Below are 17,707 nucleotides of genomic sequence, written 5' to 3'. Positions count from 1 at the left end.
AGAAGTTCTGCACCTTATAAAATTTGTCAAAAAAACTGTTGCCATTCCATATCATACAGGAAGAGATATTATTAGGGGAGATACACTCAATCTTATCTAAGACCCCTGAGCTATCACCGTATCTTCAAAGCTTTAAAGATGAACGCCAATTAGATATATGGGAGGAATATCATTTGGTGGATGGTTTGGATGCCTGCTGGCAAATATTAATTTTTGAAAAAGACAATCATAATTTGTATATTCAAAACGAAGTGAAGCTAAAAGGATTGCAGGTTGTTAATGAACTATTTCATGAAGGCTTTAAGCATCAATTTGAATATACTCGTAGTTACTGTAGACAGCAAGACTTTTTTATCCAATACTTTATTTCAGGAATGAAAAGTCGTTTGGAAAATAAAATAAGAGAAAATAAATGGATTGAGTAGAATCTACATTAGGTGGAATCAATTTGAAGATTAAAAAGAAATCTAAAATAACTATGTTAATTGCGCCTTTAGTCATACTGTGCAAGATATTTATTGCAGCACCTAGTGTAGTTATGGCGGAGCACAGTAATCAAATTAGTATGTCTCAAGTAGACAAATAAAGTGAAGGAGAGGGTTAATCGAATACAAAACTTGAGTGCTAGTATTGAGAATATCGAGTAAACGATAGTCCACGGAAAGCAGCAAACTATCCAAACGCGACCCATGATTCTCAAATCATTGTGAAGAGGACGGATTGTACATTGAGTTTCATGTAGGTAAAGATAATACTGGTGGCGACAATGGTGAGGCGAAGAAACTGAAGAAGACAACGTGCCTGTAAATCTTGGGAATAGTGGGATTTTTGCAGCAACTAGTCCTGAAGCCAGTGCAAGTGCTTATGCTTTATGGGCTGAGGGTAAATTCTTAGAATTCACAGGGTTCGTCATTCGACCAGCATTAAATGCGAATGGGGATCAAATTGGATTTACAGTTGATTTTTATTAATATTATGAAAAAGAAGACAAGCAGTTAGTTGCTTGTCTTCTTTTTCGTTTGAGAGGTGAAATATGATCAGCAAATGTCGAAGCCCCTCTTTGACACATATTATTTTGTAAAGGCGAATGAGAAATCATTGGTCTTTTTTGATTGTCATAGAAGGAGGATATTATGAAAATAAAGAAATGGCGAAAGATAATCAGTCTGTTTGTCTTATCAATTGTGATCACTACAAGTTTACCGGTAGAGATTTTTGCCGAATCCGTGGTTGATCGGATATCAGAAAGTTCTAAAGATGCTAGTGAAACAAAAGAATCTGAGGAGCAAAACAAAAATAGCAATCAGGTTAACGACAAACATAGTGTTACAGATGCAGATAATAAAGACTTTATCGGGCCAATCAAGACAGGTGAAAGCCAAAATGCAAATGATGGACCGAATGTTGAAGTAAGAGAAGTCCCTGAAGATATGAAACAGTTCTTTATTGGAGAAAAAGATTTACATTCTCTAGGATCTTATCTAGAACAAGAAGAATTGGCAAAACAATCAGATGAATGGGATGCTTTAAAGGCTGAGAAGTTCTCAAGAAGTACTGGCTACAGATTGTCAGAGAATGGCCGATTGACTGCTAATGTTGCTAGATATACACCCACTGGACTTTGGTACGATCATGACATAATTATTCGCTGGCAACTTGATGGAGAAGATGTTTTTTGTATTGAAGAGGGTGTCTTCACTCAAGAAGGGATAAATTACGAGCATAGAACAGATTTGTCCTCGATTGTCGGAAATAAAGCTATGCGCTTGAGTATGATTGGGTACTTTGGATACTACACGCAAATAAATATGCAAAACTATGCGCTAACCCAAATGATGATTTGGGATGAAATGGGCGGAAGTTTCATTAATTATGGCACATTTGGTAGATCAACTTATGAAACACACAGAGATGCAATCAACCAAAAGATATCTGAGCATAACTTAAATCCATCTTGGCATAATACGAAAATCACGCTAAAAGTTGGAGAAGAAGTTAGGATTTCCGATACACATAATCGTTTTTCTAGTTGGGCAGGTAATGTTCTTGTTAATACAGCTGGCGTAAATGTCAGAAGAGACGGAAATGACATTATCTTGACTGCAACAGCATCTTCAAATGAAAGTGGTCAGATTGGATTAACAAAATATAACCCAGAAGGTCCTGGAATTGGTACTACTTTTGCCTATCCTCATGGAGAAGCCCAGAATCTTGCGAAATTGTATTTAGAAGATCCAAGGATAGCTTTGTTAAACATTGAAGTCTTAAAAGAAGGGCATGCACGAGTTCGAAAAGTGGATGAAACAACAGGAGAAGCATTAGCTGGTGCTGTTTTCCTCTTTACTACAAGTGACAATCAATCCAGAGAGTTTACGACCAATGCACAAGGGATCGCTGAATGGCGTGATTTGATGCATGACACAGAAGTAACGATGGAGGAAATCAAAGCCCCAACAGGGTATGTATTGAATAAAACACCGCAAAAAATCACGATTCGCGCGAATGAAACGACCACAGCGACGTTTGATAATCGCGCGCAGCTAGGAACGATCACGATTGATAAATCCGGTGTCGAGTTTGATAAAGATATGCCAAATGGCAACTATACTTTAGCAGGGAATGTCTTTGAGATTTACGAAGGTACAGATACCAATGGTAACTTAGTGGATACGATCACGACAGATGCTAATGGAATTGCTAAAAGCAGAAACTTGCCTTTAGGCACCTACACAGTGAAGGAAATCGAAGCGTCTGAAGGCTTTGTGCTGAACACAGATACGTGGACAGTGGAAATTGAGTATGCCGGACAAACGGTGGAAATCACAAATGTTGATCAAGCAATTGAAAATAAGGAACAAAAAGGCAATGTTGTTTTGAAGAAACGTGACAAAGAAACGAACGACGTCCCACAAGGGGAAGCAACTTTTGAAGGTGCGAAGTTTGATTTGTTCCGTACGTCTGATGATGAAAAACTAGGCACCTATACGACAGATGCAAGCGGTGAGCTGACCGTTCGTGATCTTCTTTTAGACAACTATTACTTTGTTGAGGTAGAAGCTCCTGAAGGATACGTGCTTGATGATACACCAGTACCTTTCACGATCGCTTATGCCGGACAAACAGCTGAAGTCGCAGTTGAAGCAAATGCCACAAAAGAAAATCAAGTAATCACTGGTGGGTTTGACTTAATCAAAATCGGTAACTACAGCTGGTGGAATAATGCTTGGAACTGGATCACAGGAAAAGACGAATCAGACCAACCCCTGGTATTAGAAGGTGTTGAGTTTACGGTGTATCAAGACTTTGGAAACAAAGAAGAAGTCGCACGAAAAGTGACGGATGCAACTGGCCATGTAAAATTTGATGGACTACCATACGGCACGTATCGCGTTTCAGAAACAAAAGTACCGACAGGGTACCATGGAATTAAAGATTTCTATGTTACGATCACAGAACATGGGCAAACGTTCCATTATGTCATTGAAAACAAGGTAAAAGAAGCAAAGGTTCGCTTTGTAAAAGTTGACGAAAAAACTGGCAAAGAGATTGTCAGATCTAAAGCAGGTTTCGAAATTTATTCAGAAACGACCGGAGAACAACTGAAAATGAAAGACTTTGAAGGTGTCGAACATTCCGTTTTCTACACGAATGAAGAGGGTATTCTTCAACTGCCAACACAATTTGCGTTTGGAGAATATAAAGCAGTTGAAGTAGAGGCGCCCGAGGGATACGTCCTAGCTGACGAACCAGCATACTTTGAAGTCACTGGTGAAGAAGAAGACGGGATTGTCTTAGTTGTGATCACCAACAAGAACCAAATGGGGCAATTAGAAGTCAATAAAACGGTTGAAACGAATGTATCTATTTCAACACAAGAAAGTGAACACGGCGAGTATAGCCAATTTGATTTTGAGCAACATGCAGGCGTCGGCTTTGAGTTTAAGATTCGCCCAACGGAAGATATCGTTACAGGAGACAACACGGTTCGTTATCCAGCTAACGAGTTCCTACAAGAAGATGGCGAGGATCTTATTTGGACAACGGACGAAGAAGGACGTTTCGTCACTGATCCAATCCTCTATATTGGAAGCTACGAACTTGTTGAAGTTGGCGCACCAAAAGGTGTCGTGTTATTAGAAGACCCAATTCCTTTTGAAATCGAGTACGCCGGACAGGCGCTAGAAATCACTTCAAGCAATCTAGAAGTAGAGAATTTCTTGCAAGATATCAATATTTACGGTCAAAAGGACCAAGAAGTTGTTGTTGATTGGGCAGAGGGACAAGCAGTGATCGATGTCGAAGCAGCGAACAATGGTCAAGTATTTGCCTTACGATTGGCAGAAGAACTGACGATCGGAGATACTGTTTTAGAAGCGGACACGACGTTGGCTTATACCGTCGTAGAAGAAGGTGTCATTGCGTTTGAAGGCTTGAAATTGCCAAATCAGACGATTCAAATGTACCTGCAAGAAGTAAACGCTGGTTCTGATCACGTATTGAATGAAGCGAAATACTTCTTCACTTATGAGCCAGAAACTAACGAGCAAACACATGATATTCATGTATCAGCTAAGCAAACAGAAATGGAAGGCTCGGAAGAAGATCCTGAACAGCCGAATGAAGAAGAAGCAGCTGAAGAAGACGAAAACACTGAAGAAACAGATGTTGAAGCTGACCAAGAAAACGAAAATGAGTCAGAAGATCCAGAAGCAGACGCTGATGGTTCTGAAGAACAAGACAACGATTCGAACGAAACTGGGGAAGCAGAACAAGAAGACGCTGAAGAAGAGTCCGACGCGATTCTAAACAAACTGGCACGTGCCAATGTAAAAGTGATCAAGACGGACGATATGGATCAAAAAGCACTACAAGGTGTTGAATTTGATTTGATTCGCATTGGGGAGTTCAAACAAATCGATTCAGATCCGGAAGACGAAACAACTGAAGGTGAAGAGGAACAAGCACCAGAAGAAGACGGTGCTGAAGAATCTGAAGTAGAAACACCAGAAGCACCAGAAACGCTCTCAGAAGGCGCAGAAGAACCAGACGAAACACCTGGCGATAAAGACGCAGAAGAGGAAGAACCGACGTTAGAGGACGACACGCAGACGGTAATTGGGACCTACGTCACCGATGAAAATGGCGAAATCGCTATTGAAGATTTACCAACCGGTCAATATGTGCTTGTTGAAACGAAACCACTTGAGTGGTATCACGAAAATGACGAAGAGTATGCTTTTGAGATTTCAGCTGAAAATAATGGTGAAACGATTATTATTGAAGTTGAAAACAATCGTTTGGATTTAGAAATCGAAACGCTCTTTGCGGAAACAGAAACAGGAGCAAAAGTGGTCGATCCAACTGTTGATAACAAGTTGACGGATTACGCTTGGGTCAAAGGTGGAAAAGAAGGTCATGAATACTTTGTCGTGACCCAATATATCAATGTTAAGACTGAGGAAGTAGTGGATACAGCTATTTCATCGTTCATTTCAACAGGAGAAGAAGAACAGGAACTTCTCTTTGATGTCATGATCCCAGCGAATACGATGAAAGACGGAGACGAGCTGGTTGCGACTCACATGAAGTATAGTGACGAGGAGCTAACAGACTTAGTTAGTGATCACTTTGATTTACAAAACAAAAAACAAACAGTCACATTTGAAAAACCAGCTGAAGAAGCGCCGGCAATCCCGCAAGCAGGCAGCGTGACAACTTGGACATGGATTCAAGAAACATTTTCAAAGCTGTTCAAATAAAATACTTGAATTAAAGGCAAAGCTGATTACCAGTTTTGCCTTTTTCTATTAGCCAGGAGGTGAGAGACGTTACTAAGAAAAAGGTAATCAAAATCGGACGATCGGGAGCAAAAAGAAAGAAACGAATCCTTATAACGGCAGGGTCTGCCGGTGTCTTTCTTTTTGTGTCTATTTTTTTCTTGGTTGGATATTTACACCAACGATCGTTTGAAACAAACATTGCAGAAATACAGGCTGAAGCGTTGATTGTGATGGAAAACAAAGAAGAGATCAAGGCTAGACCAGCAGATTATTCGGGCATGGACGTAGAGACGTTAGAGCCAGGAACATTGAACGTAAATGTTCAGGATCAAGTTTCTCAATTTGGTGTGGGAACGATTGAAATTCCTTCAATTGGTTTGAAATTACCGGTACTAGAAGGAATCACTCAATCAAACATTAGTATTGGTGTAGGTACGGTGAAACCGAATCAAGCAATCGGAAAAGGCAACTTTGCCTTATTAGGACACTATATGACGAATAGCGGACTTCTGCTAGGAGGGCTGAAACAAGTCTCTAAAGGGGACGAGATCCACCTAACGTATTTTGACAAGCAAGCGACGTATCGAGTCGTCGAGAGCAAAGTGATACACCAATCTGAAGGGAAATACATGTTAGATGATCCTGAAGAACCACACTATTTGACACTGCTAACCTGTGATGGTAGTCGAGTGGGAACAGACTATCGATTAATGGTTCGTGCCGAACCGATTGAGTAAATGAGGAGTGAAGGAAATGCCCGCAAAAAAGACCAGCCTGATTATTGATTCCGCAAAGGAACTACTAGAAGAAAGTGGTAGGAACTTTAATCAGTGGAAGAAAGAGATCATAACTACAAAAAAACTGGAAATTATGGAAGGAAAAAATCTTCAGTGGGAAAATTCAATTGTTGAAGAAGCCGCCTTAGAAGTGATCACCACAGAATTAAAGGAACGTCGAAAGAAAGAAAAAAACACTAGAGAAATAAATAAAAATGTAGAACAAGAAGGAGTCGAATATCCATGAAAGCAACAGTCTTAAGCCTAGTCGTGTTACCTCAAAATGATTTAATTTCAAATTTGGTCAACTCTATGAATACAGTAGTCTCAGCAGCACAGACTTTAGCACCAGCAGTAGCAGCAGTGATCGGAGTAGGAGCCATGTTGATGTACATGTACTCAGATAAGTTTGCCGATGTAGCTAAAACAAAGATGTTCAAAATCTTTGTCGGTGTAGGTGTTATTGCAGGGATCACTACGGTTATTAACTGGATGACAAGTACCGCAAAGTTCTAAAAACAAACCAGCTAAGTTTTTGGCTTAGCTGGTTTGCTTTTTATTGAAGTAAAGGAAAGAAAGGAGAAAAAATGTATTTACTTAAGTTTGTTAAGGTACCTAAGACAGTAAAAAAGCGGAAAGTACTCCCGTTGAAAAAGTGGCTATATCTCCCACAAGCGCAAGATTTGTATTTTCAAGTCATTGAAAATGAAGCGTATGAAGGTGAAATGACCTTATTGGTCCGGAATCAAGACAACTTGCAAGAGATTCAGTTTGATATTTCCTACGAAGAAGGCTACACCTTATCGGATTTGATAAGCCAGGATTTAATCAAGGAGATTCGAAGTACAGCTGACGAAAATTTACGTACCTCTTTAGAAATTATGGAAAATGAGATCAGCTTGTCGTTTTCTGAACCTATTACAATAGAATCAACGGAAACAGAAGGAACTAAGGCGAACCTTTTCTCGACAATTGGATCAAAACTTCCATTTAAGAAAAAAGAAAGCCTATCGGAAGAAACCGTTGAAGAAGAACAACCTGAACCAGTTAAAGAAGTGGTGGAACTGGAAGAAGAAAGCTATGTCCCAGATTATGAAGAGGGAGAGGAAACCGAAAAAGAACTATTGCTTCAACCACTTGAAGAAACTGAAGAACCAAGAATTGATCAAAAAGCAACAAGTGATAAAAAAATGGAACCAAATACTCCAGAAGAAAGCAAACCAAAGATTCCTTCTCTACAGGAATATGTATCAGTTGAACAAGCACCGGTGATCAAAGAAATAGACCAGGTGATCGATCAGTTGGATGAACGGGTAAAAAATGGGTTAAACCACGTCTTGTCTGAATTCAATTTGTCCAACCCAATGACATTTATCGAGAAGAAACAAAAAGAATTTATTGAAAAATCTTTTACAAAAGATTTTTATTCGTCCCTCATTTCTAGCTTGGTAGAGACGAAAAGTAATTTATTAAATACGGCTATATTAACATTGACCGAACAGTATGAACGGCAGGCAAAGCCAATTGATCCCTCAGTGCTTCAAAAAGAGATCGCCGCCATTAAAGCGAATGTTGAGAGTCGCTGGCAACAAGAACTAACCAAACGAATCCAAGCAATTTCAGGAAGACACAAACAAACGATCGATCAACTAAGAGTGAAACAAGAGGAAGAACTCGCACAATTGAAATTAACGCATAGTCAAGAAATTGCCCACCATAACAATAGCTATGCAACCGAAAAAGAACAGCTTGAAAAAGAGATTCAAGAAATGATTGAACAAGAAGCACAGACCAATATCCAGCATTTCAAAAAAGAAGCAACTCGAAAAATGGAGCTGGACAATCTTCAAGCGTTAGAAACATTTAAAATCGCTCAATTTGAAAGTATGCGTAAGGTCGTGACAGAGACTTTGACGAATGCTAAGAAGAATGAAGGGAATTATCTAAATGCGCTCAAAAAACGTTTAGAAGACGAACAACCAACGTTTGAACAAAAGTATAATCGGTGGTTAGAAATGCAGCGAGCGGAGGAAATTAAAAGAAAGGAACAAGAAGAATTGAGACTTAAAGAGCGTGAAATCGAAGTCCAAGAGAAAAAAGTTGCCCTGGAAGAAAAAACGATTCAAGAAACCGTTGATTCCACAAAACGTATGGAAAAACAAAACCATGAACTCCTGGTCGCACAACAGGCCCAATTACTTGAAACAATCAAAGCTTTTCAGATAAACCCTCCGGCTACACTTCCTCAACCGACAGAGTCTAGTCCAATTCAGCAACCAAAAAATACCTGGTGGAAAGGATTCTTTGTCGCGACGATCACTTTTGTAACGATCGGGGGCATTGGCACGTTACTTTATACGATTCATAATGTCTATGCCGCTCAAGAACAAACGACACAAGTGATCCAGAAGCAAACCAGTGAAATGGAGCAACGCTTAATGGGAGTGATAGAAAATCAATCGATGCAGACCACACAAAGTGCGGAAGAAACAACCCCTCAAACATTCGAGGATTATTTGATCGAAGACCAGTACTTAGAAGCCGCAGATACGTTCCCAGAGAAGAAAAAAGACATTGTCGATTATTTACTTGCACAAGGAGATAAAAGCCATCTGAATGAGTTTTTAGAGGTATATCCAACGACTGACAAACTACAGTTGTTAAAAGTGGCTATCCTGAACGGTGACAGTGAGGAAATTTTTGATCTTTATCGGGATAATGATTGGGATACACTCAAAAAACTATCAGCTGTTCAAAAAGAAAAATTAGCATTGGTTTTATACCAAGAAAACTATGCGGTAGAAGCGAATTTACTATTAGAAGATTAGACAAATAAATCGTTTAAAAAAAGCAATCTAACTATAGACTGCTTTTTTTGTTGTCTTTTCACTTGAAAAAGGAGAGAAGGAATGGAAGAACAAGCTTTAGAATTTCTACTTCGATATTCCGATTGGATAAAAGACGCAGGATTTTTCAGTTCTATATGGCATATGTTTATCATGTGGCTAATTAAAATATCCTATCACATTGCTGTTTATACGGAAAAAGTTATTGATCAGATATTTAAAATCACAGGCTTTCTTGACGAGGGTATGATTGGGACCGTTTATACCAGTATGCGGATTTTAGCCGCTTCAGTGTTAACAGTGACCCTCCTTTATATCGTATACAAATACATGTTCAGCGATCGAGTTGATTTGAAAGGTAGCCTTCTTCGAGGGATTATTTTTCTGAATTTGATTATCTATCTACCAGGACTGATGAACTCCGCTATGAATGTCACGAAAGCGACTTTTGATGCTTCAAAAGACTTACATGGCACTGGATCAAGCTTATCCTACAATATCGTGCAAAGTAACATGGCGGATCTCACTTACTTATCGAGAAATGGCTTTGAATTGCTTGATAGCAACGATACAAAAGACCGGACAATGAATTTATCGGAGAATGCGTTCAAAAATGCCGATTTAACAGAAATGATTTTACCTAGTGATATCGGAGATTTAAAGAAAACAGCAAGCAATGAAGAAAATACAGAAGCTTTAGGCTATCAAATCAAGGTAGCAGATGATGGATCACTTTACGCAGACAAAATTAAAAACGGGTGGTTTTCAACGTTTGATAATGGAAAATTCCGTTTTAGTGCTGACACATCAACGATTTTGATTTCCTTATGGACAATGACATTTGTCTATCTTTGTTCAGGATTCACCATCGGCGCAGCGATTTTGGAATTGGTTTTCGCTCGAATTTTGTTCCCAGTTTTGGCGGCCATGGATATTGAAACAGGTCAAAAAGTGAAACGGATTTTTGAAGATATGGGAAATACGTTCGTGACAATCATGCTGACTGGTTTTTCAATCAGCTTATTTTCGATTTACTTCACGTATCTTGCCACATTGAACCTAAATATAGTCGCTTATGCCATTTTATGTCTGGTGGGTGTGTCTATGGCAATGACCGGTCCAAGAACGTTTGGAAAATATTTAGGCGTGGATACCAGCGTTCGAAGCGGGTTCAAATCAATTGTGGGTGGATACTATGGGGCGAAAGCGGCCATGGGCATTGGAAAATCTGCAGTCGGTTTAGGCGAAGCAGCGTTGCATGCACCGGAAACAATACGTGCGACAGGTGGCAAAATCAAGAATGGTGTCGCTAATAAACTAGATAGCGATAAGAAAATGCTGAAGAATATCGGTGAAGGCGCTCAAGATGGATTCAATAAAGCTAAGGATCATATCGACAATAAACTTGATGATAAAGTCGATGAAATCTTCGATAATCCACCAACGACCTTAGAAAACAGTAGTCCGATTCCTGAAGAGCAGTACGAAAAAGAAAATCTCAACCAATCAATCGACGGACAAGAAACCTCCAAAAATGAAGAAACTAAAGATACAGAAAAAACTAATGGCGAGCTTGATCAAGACGGGAAAGCCATTACAGCTGAAGCGGATAACAATGCTCACCAAGAACACAATAGAGTACAAGATTCAGCTGACGAGAAATCTGTTTCTGATAGTGAGCTGAACACTGAAGGGCATGATTTGTCTGAAACCTCTGAAGCTCATGGAGAAGAAACAGACGAGAACGGAAAAGTGATCGTTCATGATTCTTCAGCTAAAGAGGACAAAACGGTTAATGACGCTTCAGGTATCGATACGAAAGGAAAGGATCAACATCCTGAAAACCTGAAAAATGAAGAACAAACGAATGATAAACCGTCAGTTGATTCAGAAGGAAGTACCGAATCTGATCCTCAGAATAAAATGAATCCAGCAGTTGAAAATCCTGACAAGAAAAAAGTTAGCCAGGGTTCAGAAGAAGCACCTAAGAAAAACCCTACAGAAGTCGACGCACCTCAAGTAGCACAAAACGAGGGGGATTCTACGCAGAAACAGGTCGTACAGACTGAACAATCAACCCTAGCAAGAAAAGAAGAACAGGTTGAAGGAAATCGCCCTGAAACTATTTCTAAGGTCACTGAATCGACAAAGGATAATCAAGGATCGGTAAGGCAAGAAAACGGAGCTATGAAGCCGTCAGAAACCTTAAAATCAACAGATAGAACAATTTATAAGGAATCTGAAGCGAAACCAATTTGGGAAGAAAAGAAACAAAGTGACACACGATTTGCAAGTGCAAATGACAGCCTGAAGAACATGAATGCAGAAGATTATTTGCCACCAAGAAATAATGATCGAGGTGATAGAAATGGCGAATAAATACCAACAAATGAAAATCCAAAAAAACATTAAACAAGAAGTCCGGCTGAAGGCGTTCTACTTTTTGGATCTCGCTTTGATTCTAGGGCTTTGTGGCGGCATGTTCTATCTTCAAGATTTCATTCAGCTGCCGATTGGGCATTTTATCGTCATTGAATGTTTGTTATTTGCTTTAGGCATATTCTTATGCGCGAAACCAAGTAGCAATGGCGGGCATAGAAACCTCTACACGCTTTATTGTCTGCTTAAAATGGATCGAACCACCTACGGCGTTCAGAGCTATAAGAAAGGAGCTAATTAGCGTAATGGCAAAGATAAAACAAGGAACAAGTCAGAAAAAGCGTCCCCTGAAAAAAGGGGAGCTTCCTTCTGTACAAGAAGTAATCCCTATCAAGAGAATGGATCAAAACGACGTCGTGAAGGCCGACGATAGCTATTTGGCTTTCTTGAAGGTTTCTACTCAAGATATCAACGGACTAAGCGCACAAGAACAACAGCAAGCACAGTCTCAATTTGAAAACCTCTCACGGATCTATGACGATGATATGAGTATTTTATCCATGATGTTTCCTACAAACATTGATTCTAACCTAACCTTTTGGAATAAAAAGCTGATGCAAGCAAAAAAAAGGCAAAATATGGCGCAAATGATGATTTGTCGAGAACAGATTCAGCGTCTCCTATGGGTAGAAATGGAATTATCCAATCTGGAATTTTACTTCATGGTCTATGGAAAAACAAAGAAAGACATCGTTCTGGCCAAGACATTACTAAAACGTTCAGGTGGATCACTGCTTAAAATCAAAGACGTGAGTGCAGGTCAGACAGAACTAATACTTACAAAGCTATTTAATATGAATACAGCGATCTAGGAGGAAATTATGCTATCGAGAAAAGAAGTATTGGACCTAGAAAAAAAGGGCTATGATTTAGACTTTATTTCTAGAATTCAGCCCCAGGGTGGGTTTAAGCCGACGGAAGACAAAATTATCGCTGGTGACGGCGTGTATGCGACGCTGCACGTTTATGAGCTTCCGAAAAATCCTGTGCCTTTTTGGCTTACCGCCCTAATGGGGAATAGCAACACAATAACGAAGGTGGATATTTCCCCTTTAGAAAAAGAGCGAGCCTTGAAGGATATCAACAATTCTTTGAACGAATATCGTGAACAAGCAACAGAAGGACGGACACAGACTGATCGAAACGACGCCGCAGCTGAGTATCGATCATTAGAACGCTATGCTTCACAAATCAAGCAAGGGGGGGAGGTAACGAAATTAATTGATATCCGGATCTATTTGGTCGCCGATACCCAAGAGGAACTAGACAAGGAATTTACTACCCTTCGAAAATCACTCAAAGCTTCAGACTACAAAGTTGTGGCATTCATTGGAAAACCTCTAACTGAATGGCTCGCTTTTGCCCAAAGTTACACCGAGCAACAGAAGATGCCAGGGGCAAGAGCAGGACTTACCGTCGGTACAACAGCAATCGGCGGTAGTTACCCGTTCAATCATAAGTATCTAGTTGATCCGAGAGGGCAATATTTAGGTCAAACAGACACAGGTGGTTCTTTTATCTATGATCCTTTTTACGTAACCAGCATACGTAAATCTTTCAGCTCAATCCTTCTAGGAAAACAGGGAATGGGGAAGTCCACTCTCCTTAAGTTGATTGAAGAAGGCTTGTTCGGGAGAAATACGTGTATACGCGGCTTCGAAAAAAATGGTGACTGGAAAAAGACGATCCGACACCAAAAGGGCAAAATCGTTGACTTGTCTGGAAGAGGCGGCATGCTAAACCCCTTGGAACCATTGGCCACAATTACGGATGAAACGGGAATGGAGATTGATCAGCTCAATAGTTATTTGCAACATCGAGCGAAATTCTTTAATCAAATCCGCTTCTTGAATCCGTCCATGCGTTCAGTTGATGTTCTCGATTTTGGAAAGATACTTGACGCTTTTTACATTGAAAAAGGACTCCTTCCGGATAATTATATGGCGAAAGAAAACCAAATGAAGATTAATATCATTGGTTTAGATCCCGAACAATATCCAATCATGAGTGAGTTTTATACTTTCTTAAATCACTATGTAAATAATGGCTATAAAGATCGAGTAACAAGTGTAAAAATGGTCGAAATGGAGAATTTCCTCTCTGTCATAGACTCAATGACCAACCAGTATGGTTCGATATTCAATGGTACAACGTCATTCAAAAATTTGAATGATGAACAGGTATTGTTTTTCGATATTGAAACAATCGGTCACTTTGATACAGAAATCTACAAGTGCCTATTATTTACGGCCATGAACATTGTTTGGAATCAAGCCTTGAATAACGGGAGACGGCAAAAAATTGCACTTGCGAACAATGAGATCGAGATCGACGATGTCGTCTTTTTTGCTTTCTTTATAGATGAATGTCAGGAGATTCTTAGTCCAGACACAGTATTCGTAGTTAAGCAAGTTGTAAAGTTCTTAAAGGAAATGCGGAAATTCTCAGCTGGTGCCTTCTTTGCGACACAATCACCACAAGAATTGTTGCCTGAAAATTCTTCTGATGATTATATCTCGAAAATCAAACAGGTATTTGAGTTATGTTCTAGTAAGTTCTTACTAGGGTTAGATGCTTCCGTTGCAGGCACGATGAGAAAAGCAATGGGGAGTCTTTTAACTGAAGGACAATACAATGATTTGGCATTGATGGAACAAGGTGAAGTATTTATCAACTTAGGTGGAACGAATAACTATAAAATCACAACAGATCCTGATGAAAAACAATTGATACGATTTGCTGGGGGACATTAATACTCAGATTTAGTTGAGGAAAGGAGGGCATTGTGTTTAGGAAAATTTTACGAGTCATAACTGGCGAAGCAACGAAAAGGGAAAAATTCATGCTTGCATTAAAGGCTTTCGGAAGTTTGTTTTTTACTACCGGTGGTCTTTTTTTAGTGTTTATTTTTGTGTCGGTCACTATGATTGTCTCCATGACGAACTCGTCAAAAGATGAAGGGGTAGGGAGCGCTCAAAATATACCGGCGGATGTATTAAAGTGGGAATCCTACTTTGTCAGAGAAGCACAAAAATACGATATTGTGGATCATGTGCCGATTCTTATGGCTATCACGACAGTTGAAACGGGCGGACGTTTGCCAGACATCATGCAGTCTTCAGAGAGTGCTGGATTGCCGATGAACACTATCGATAATGAACCCGATTCGATCGCTCAAGGGGTGAAACACTACGCGAGTGCATTACAGTTATCAGAAGCCGCAGGTACGGATAAATGGACCGTTGTTCAAGCTTATAACTTCGGTACAAGCTATATCGGCTACGTGTCGCAACGAGGGAAAAATCATACGATCGATTTAGCAGAAGCCTATTCAAGGGACGTGGTAGCTCCTTCTTTAGGCAATGTTTTAGGAAGTACGTATCGCTATGTCAATGCTGTTTCAGAAGCGAATGGACGCCCCTATTTGTATTGGAATGGGGGGAATTTCCATTATGTTGACTTGGTTAGGCAGTATCTAAGCCAAGGTGAAGTTGGCGGAAACGAAGGGTTCATTTTACCGTTGAGTCCACCAAACATAACTTCATGGTTTGGTATGCGTATCTTGGGCGGAGTAGAACAATTCCATCGAGGAATCGACTTTGGCCATCCGCAAGGTACACCAATAAAGGCAATCGCTGATGGTGTCGTCATTGCGTCTGAATACCATAATTCCTGGGGGAATTACGTCCGTATCGAACATGCCAATGGTTATTGTAGCCTGAACGCACACAATGTTTCAAACAACGTAAAAGTCGGCGATCAGGTGAAACAAGGGGATATTATTGGTCATGTTGGGAACACTGGAAATAGTTTCGGCGCTCACCTTCATTTGGAAATATCCACGTCACGAGATTTGACAGCCGCAAGCTTATTAGACCCAGCAGAGGTTCTGGGAATCAGTCGATGAAAGGAAAATAAGATGAAAGAAAACGAGAAAAAGATCATAGGAATTGGCGTAGGTGTAGGTGTAGTTATTCTAGCAATATTAGCTATGACAGGCTTCTTTCGCTCGGATAATGAAGAAGATCCAAGTACCGTTGAGAGTCGCACAGAAGAAACCGTTTCTTCTGAAGCGCCCACTCAAATTACAGAAGATAGTACGCAAGAATCTTTATTAGAAGAAATACTCGGAGAAGAAAAAACAGAAGAATCGACACCTGAAAGTTTAGAAGTGATCCCAGAATCAGATGTAGACAATGCATATATAGAGTGGCAACAAAAATCAGAATATGAACGAGAAATGAAGAAAGTAAACGAGTCATTTATTACTGCTTATTATGGAAACTTAGAACCAAAAGAACGAAATGCCAAGCTGAAAGAGTTGGTTACAGAATCTGTTTTTGAGGAAGAAGAAATTCCTGAAAGTGGTCAAGTCTTCCAACCATTTATCGAAGATTTAGAAATTGAATCGATCGTAAAAACGGTCGATAAGATCCAAGGAACAGTTGTCAATATTCTTTCAATGAAGGTCGATCATGTACCGCAAAAAATGCTTGTGACCGTTTCAATGGTTCAATCAGATGGATGGATAATCGATCAAATAGGGTTCGAAGTTATTCTTTCTAATCAAGAGTAAGATCACAGAATAGAGAGGAAAAAGTGCAATGGAAGTAAACGATATCGTCATTGTTTCAGATGAATTTGAAACAACAAACGGCTATTTATTTGGACACATTGGGTGTGTTACCAGCATAAAAAAAGAAAAAGATAATCCGATTACGGTCACCTTTTTTCATACAGATAACATTGAAATCTTTCACGAATCGGAACTAACGATACTGAAAATGGGGGAGAGTAATGGGGGCAATTAAAAAAATTAAGCAAAAATATTTTGGTACAAAGAGCCAAGTCTATTTCAAAACGCTGTTCGTTTTTCTCCTTTCCATAATCATTGTTTTTGTGCATGGCATGTCCCAAAAATCGGATTTGGATTACCAAGAAGTCGAATTATTTGAAGAACATTTGGTCCAACAAGGAGCCTTATCGGTTGTCAAAAAGGTCTTCAATGAAGAAGAAAAGAGCTTCCGAATGGACTTGTTTTTTGAACCAACGTCCCAAGCAGTCGATGATTTACAAAGAAAAATAGAAGCTGATTTGGTCACAGATAAGAACCCAGAGGAACAAATAAAGGTAAAAGTTATTCCTGTTACCAGTCGCTATTTTGTATTAATAGCGAAAGGAATTGAACCAGATGCAGCGACTGTAAGGTTGGATATTTCGTATTATACGACACAAGACATGAATCAATCCTTGAGATTTTATGCCTCAAAAGAGCAATCAAAATTGAAAAAGGAATCAATTTTAAATACCACAGAAAACGAATTACAAATCGATTCAATTCAAAATGATATCCGAATTCAGACAAAAATAATCGAAGAAAGTGAAGAAAATAGTCAAGAAATTAATCAAGATATTGCCCTTCGATTAGAACAGTATGAACAACTAACGGAAGAAAAAAAATTCCAAGTTGGGAATGCTTTGCAGGAAACTGAAGGCAAAATATCCGCAATAAAAAACACTATTTCAAATCTAAATGAGCGGTTAGAAGCGGAAAAAGAACTGAGAAATGAGACTACTGAACGGATCAAACTATTGAAAGAAAGGATTGAAGAGATCAAAGAGTAAATGTACGATTCCTTTGACCTAATCCCCATTTTTTTTTAGAGGGTCCCACATAGGGTCCCATATAGGGTCCGGTTTCATATTTTAGGCATTTAGGGGGTCCGGTCTAGGGTCCTTGGCGTGGACCCGCCGCCCGCCCCCGCAAATTGTGCTAAACGTTGTTATACCGCCTTTGTTGGGTGTGGGGGGGGGTTGGGGGGGGGGGGGGGGGGGGGGGGGGGGGGGGGGGGGGGGGGGGGGGGGG

General features: G+C 39.8%; 15 protein-coding genes. All 15 read left to right on the top strand.

Annotated features, from left to right (window positions below; genetic code table 11):
• Window positions 1-173 precede the first annotated feature (173 nt).
• The 15 genes from IAE45_RS17770 to IAE45_RS17700 all read left to right on the top strand — a co-directional run bounded on the left by IAE45_RS17770 (window position 174) and on the right by IAE45_RS17700 (window position 17,466).
• Window positions 174-425 carry a hypothetical protein gene (locus IAE45_RS17770; RefSeq protein WP_200143153.1) on the top strand — a complete coding sequence of 84 codons (252 nt, stop codon included), beginning with the start codon at window positions 174-176 and terminating at the stop codon, window positions 423-425.
• A 372-nt stretch (window positions 426-797) separates the two neighbouring features.
• Window positions 798-971 (top strand): hypothetical protein, encoded by a 174-nt coding sequence (locus IAE45_RS17765; protein WP_200127614.1) that lies wholly within the window; start codon window positions 798-800, stop codon window positions 969-971.
• A gap of 162 nt (window positions 972-1,133) precedes the next feature.
• Window positions 1,134-5,759 (top strand): SpaA isopeptide-forming pilin-related protein, encoded by a 4,626-nt coding sequence (locus IAE45_RS17760; RefSeq protein ID WP_200127616.1) that lies wholly within the window; start codon window positions 1,134-1,136, stop codon window positions 5,757-5,759.
• A 251-nt stretch (window positions 5,760-6,010) separates the two neighbouring features.
• Window positions 6,011-6,517 carry a class A sortase gene (locus IAE45_RS17755; protein WP_200127620.1) on the top strand — a complete coding sequence of 169 codons (507 nt, stop codon included), beginning with the start codon at window positions 6,011-6,013 and terminating at the stop codon, window positions 6,515-6,517.
• A 16-nt stretch (window positions 6,518-6,533) separates the two neighbouring features.
• Entirely contained in the window at window positions 6,534-6,803 is a 270-nt protein-coding gene (locus IAE45_RS17750; RefSeq protein WP_200127622.1) for a DUF5415 family protein, read from the top strand.
• Window positions 6,800-7,072 (top strand): hypothetical protein, encoded by a 273-nt coding sequence (locus IAE45_RS17745; protein WP_200143152.1) that lies wholly within the window; start codon window positions 6,800-6,802, stop codon window positions 7,070-7,072. Before IAE45_RS17750 ends, IAE45_RS17745 begins: the two co-directional genes overlap by 4 nt.
• Before the next feature lie 131 nt (window positions 7,073-7,203).
• Complete coding sequence (locus IAE45_RS17740) at window positions 7,204-9,384, top strand: hypothetical protein (protein WP_200127626.1); 2,181 nt, start codon at window positions 7,204-7,206, stop codon at window positions 9,382-9,384.
• Window positions 9,385-9,465: 81 nt separating this feature from the next.
• Entirely contained in the window at window positions 9,466-11,781 is a 2,316-nt protein-coding gene (locus tag IAE45_RS17735) for a pLS20_p028 family conjugation system transmembrane protein (protein WP_200127628.1), read from the top strand.
• Window positions 11,771-12,082 (top strand): DUF5592 family protein, encoded by a 312-nt coding sequence (locus IAE45_RS17730; protein ID WP_200143151.1) that lies wholly within the window; start codon window positions 11,771-11,773, stop codon window positions 12,080-12,082. The genes IAE45_RS17735 and IAE45_RS17730 overlap by 11 nt, the downstream gene beginning before the upstream one ends.
• Window positions 12,083-12,086: 4 nt before the next feature.
• Window positions 12,087-12,653: a hypothetical protein gene (locus tag IAE45_RS17725; protein WP_144809546.1), complete on the top strand. Its 567-nt coding sequence runs from the start codon at window positions 12,087-12,089 to the stop codon at window positions 12,651-12,653.
• A gap of 9 nt (window positions 12,654-12,662) precedes the next feature.
• The gene (locus IAE45_RS17720; protein ID WP_200127632.1) at window positions 12,663-14,594 is read left to right on the top strand and encodes a VirB4 family type IV secretion system protein; all 1,932 of its coding nucleotides are present in this window, start codon (window positions 12,663-12,665) and stop codon (window positions 14,592-14,594) included.
• Window positions 14,595-14,626: 32 nt separating this feature from the next.
• Entirely contained in the window at window positions 14,627-15,748 is a 1,122-nt protein-coding gene (locus IAE45_RS17715; protein WP_200127634.1) for a lysozyme family protein, read from the top strand.
• 12 nt (window positions 15,749-15,760) lie between these two features.
• A complete protein-coding gene (locus tag IAE45_RS17710) occupies window positions 15,761-16,417 on the top strand; it encodes a hypothetical protein (RefSeq protein ID WP_200127636.1) in 657 nt (218 codons plus the stop codon).
• 28 nt (window positions 16,418-16,445) lie between these two features.
• Complete coding sequence (locus IAE45_RS17705; protein ID WP_200127638.1) at window positions 16,446-16,652, top strand: hypothetical protein; 207 nt, start codon at window positions 16,446-16,448, stop codon at window positions 16,650-16,652.
• A 217-nt stretch (window positions 16,653-16,869) separates the two neighbouring features.
• Window positions 16,870-17,466, top strand: coding sequence for a hypothetical protein (locus IAE45_RS17700; RefSeq protein ID WP_200127640.1), 597 nt, complete (start codon window positions 16,870-16,872; stop codon window positions 17,464-17,466).
• Window positions 17,467-17,707: the final 241 nt, after the last annotated feature.

Origin of the sequence: Enterococcus sp. S53, assembly GCF_016516865.1 — a bacterium.
GTDB classification, from domain to species: domain Bacteria; phylum Bacillota; class Bacilli; order Lactobacillales; family Enterococcaceae; genus Enterococcus_D; species Enterococcus_D innesii.
Note: the sequence above shows the minus strand (reverse complement) of the source record. Positions and strands in the feature narration are given on the sequence as shown.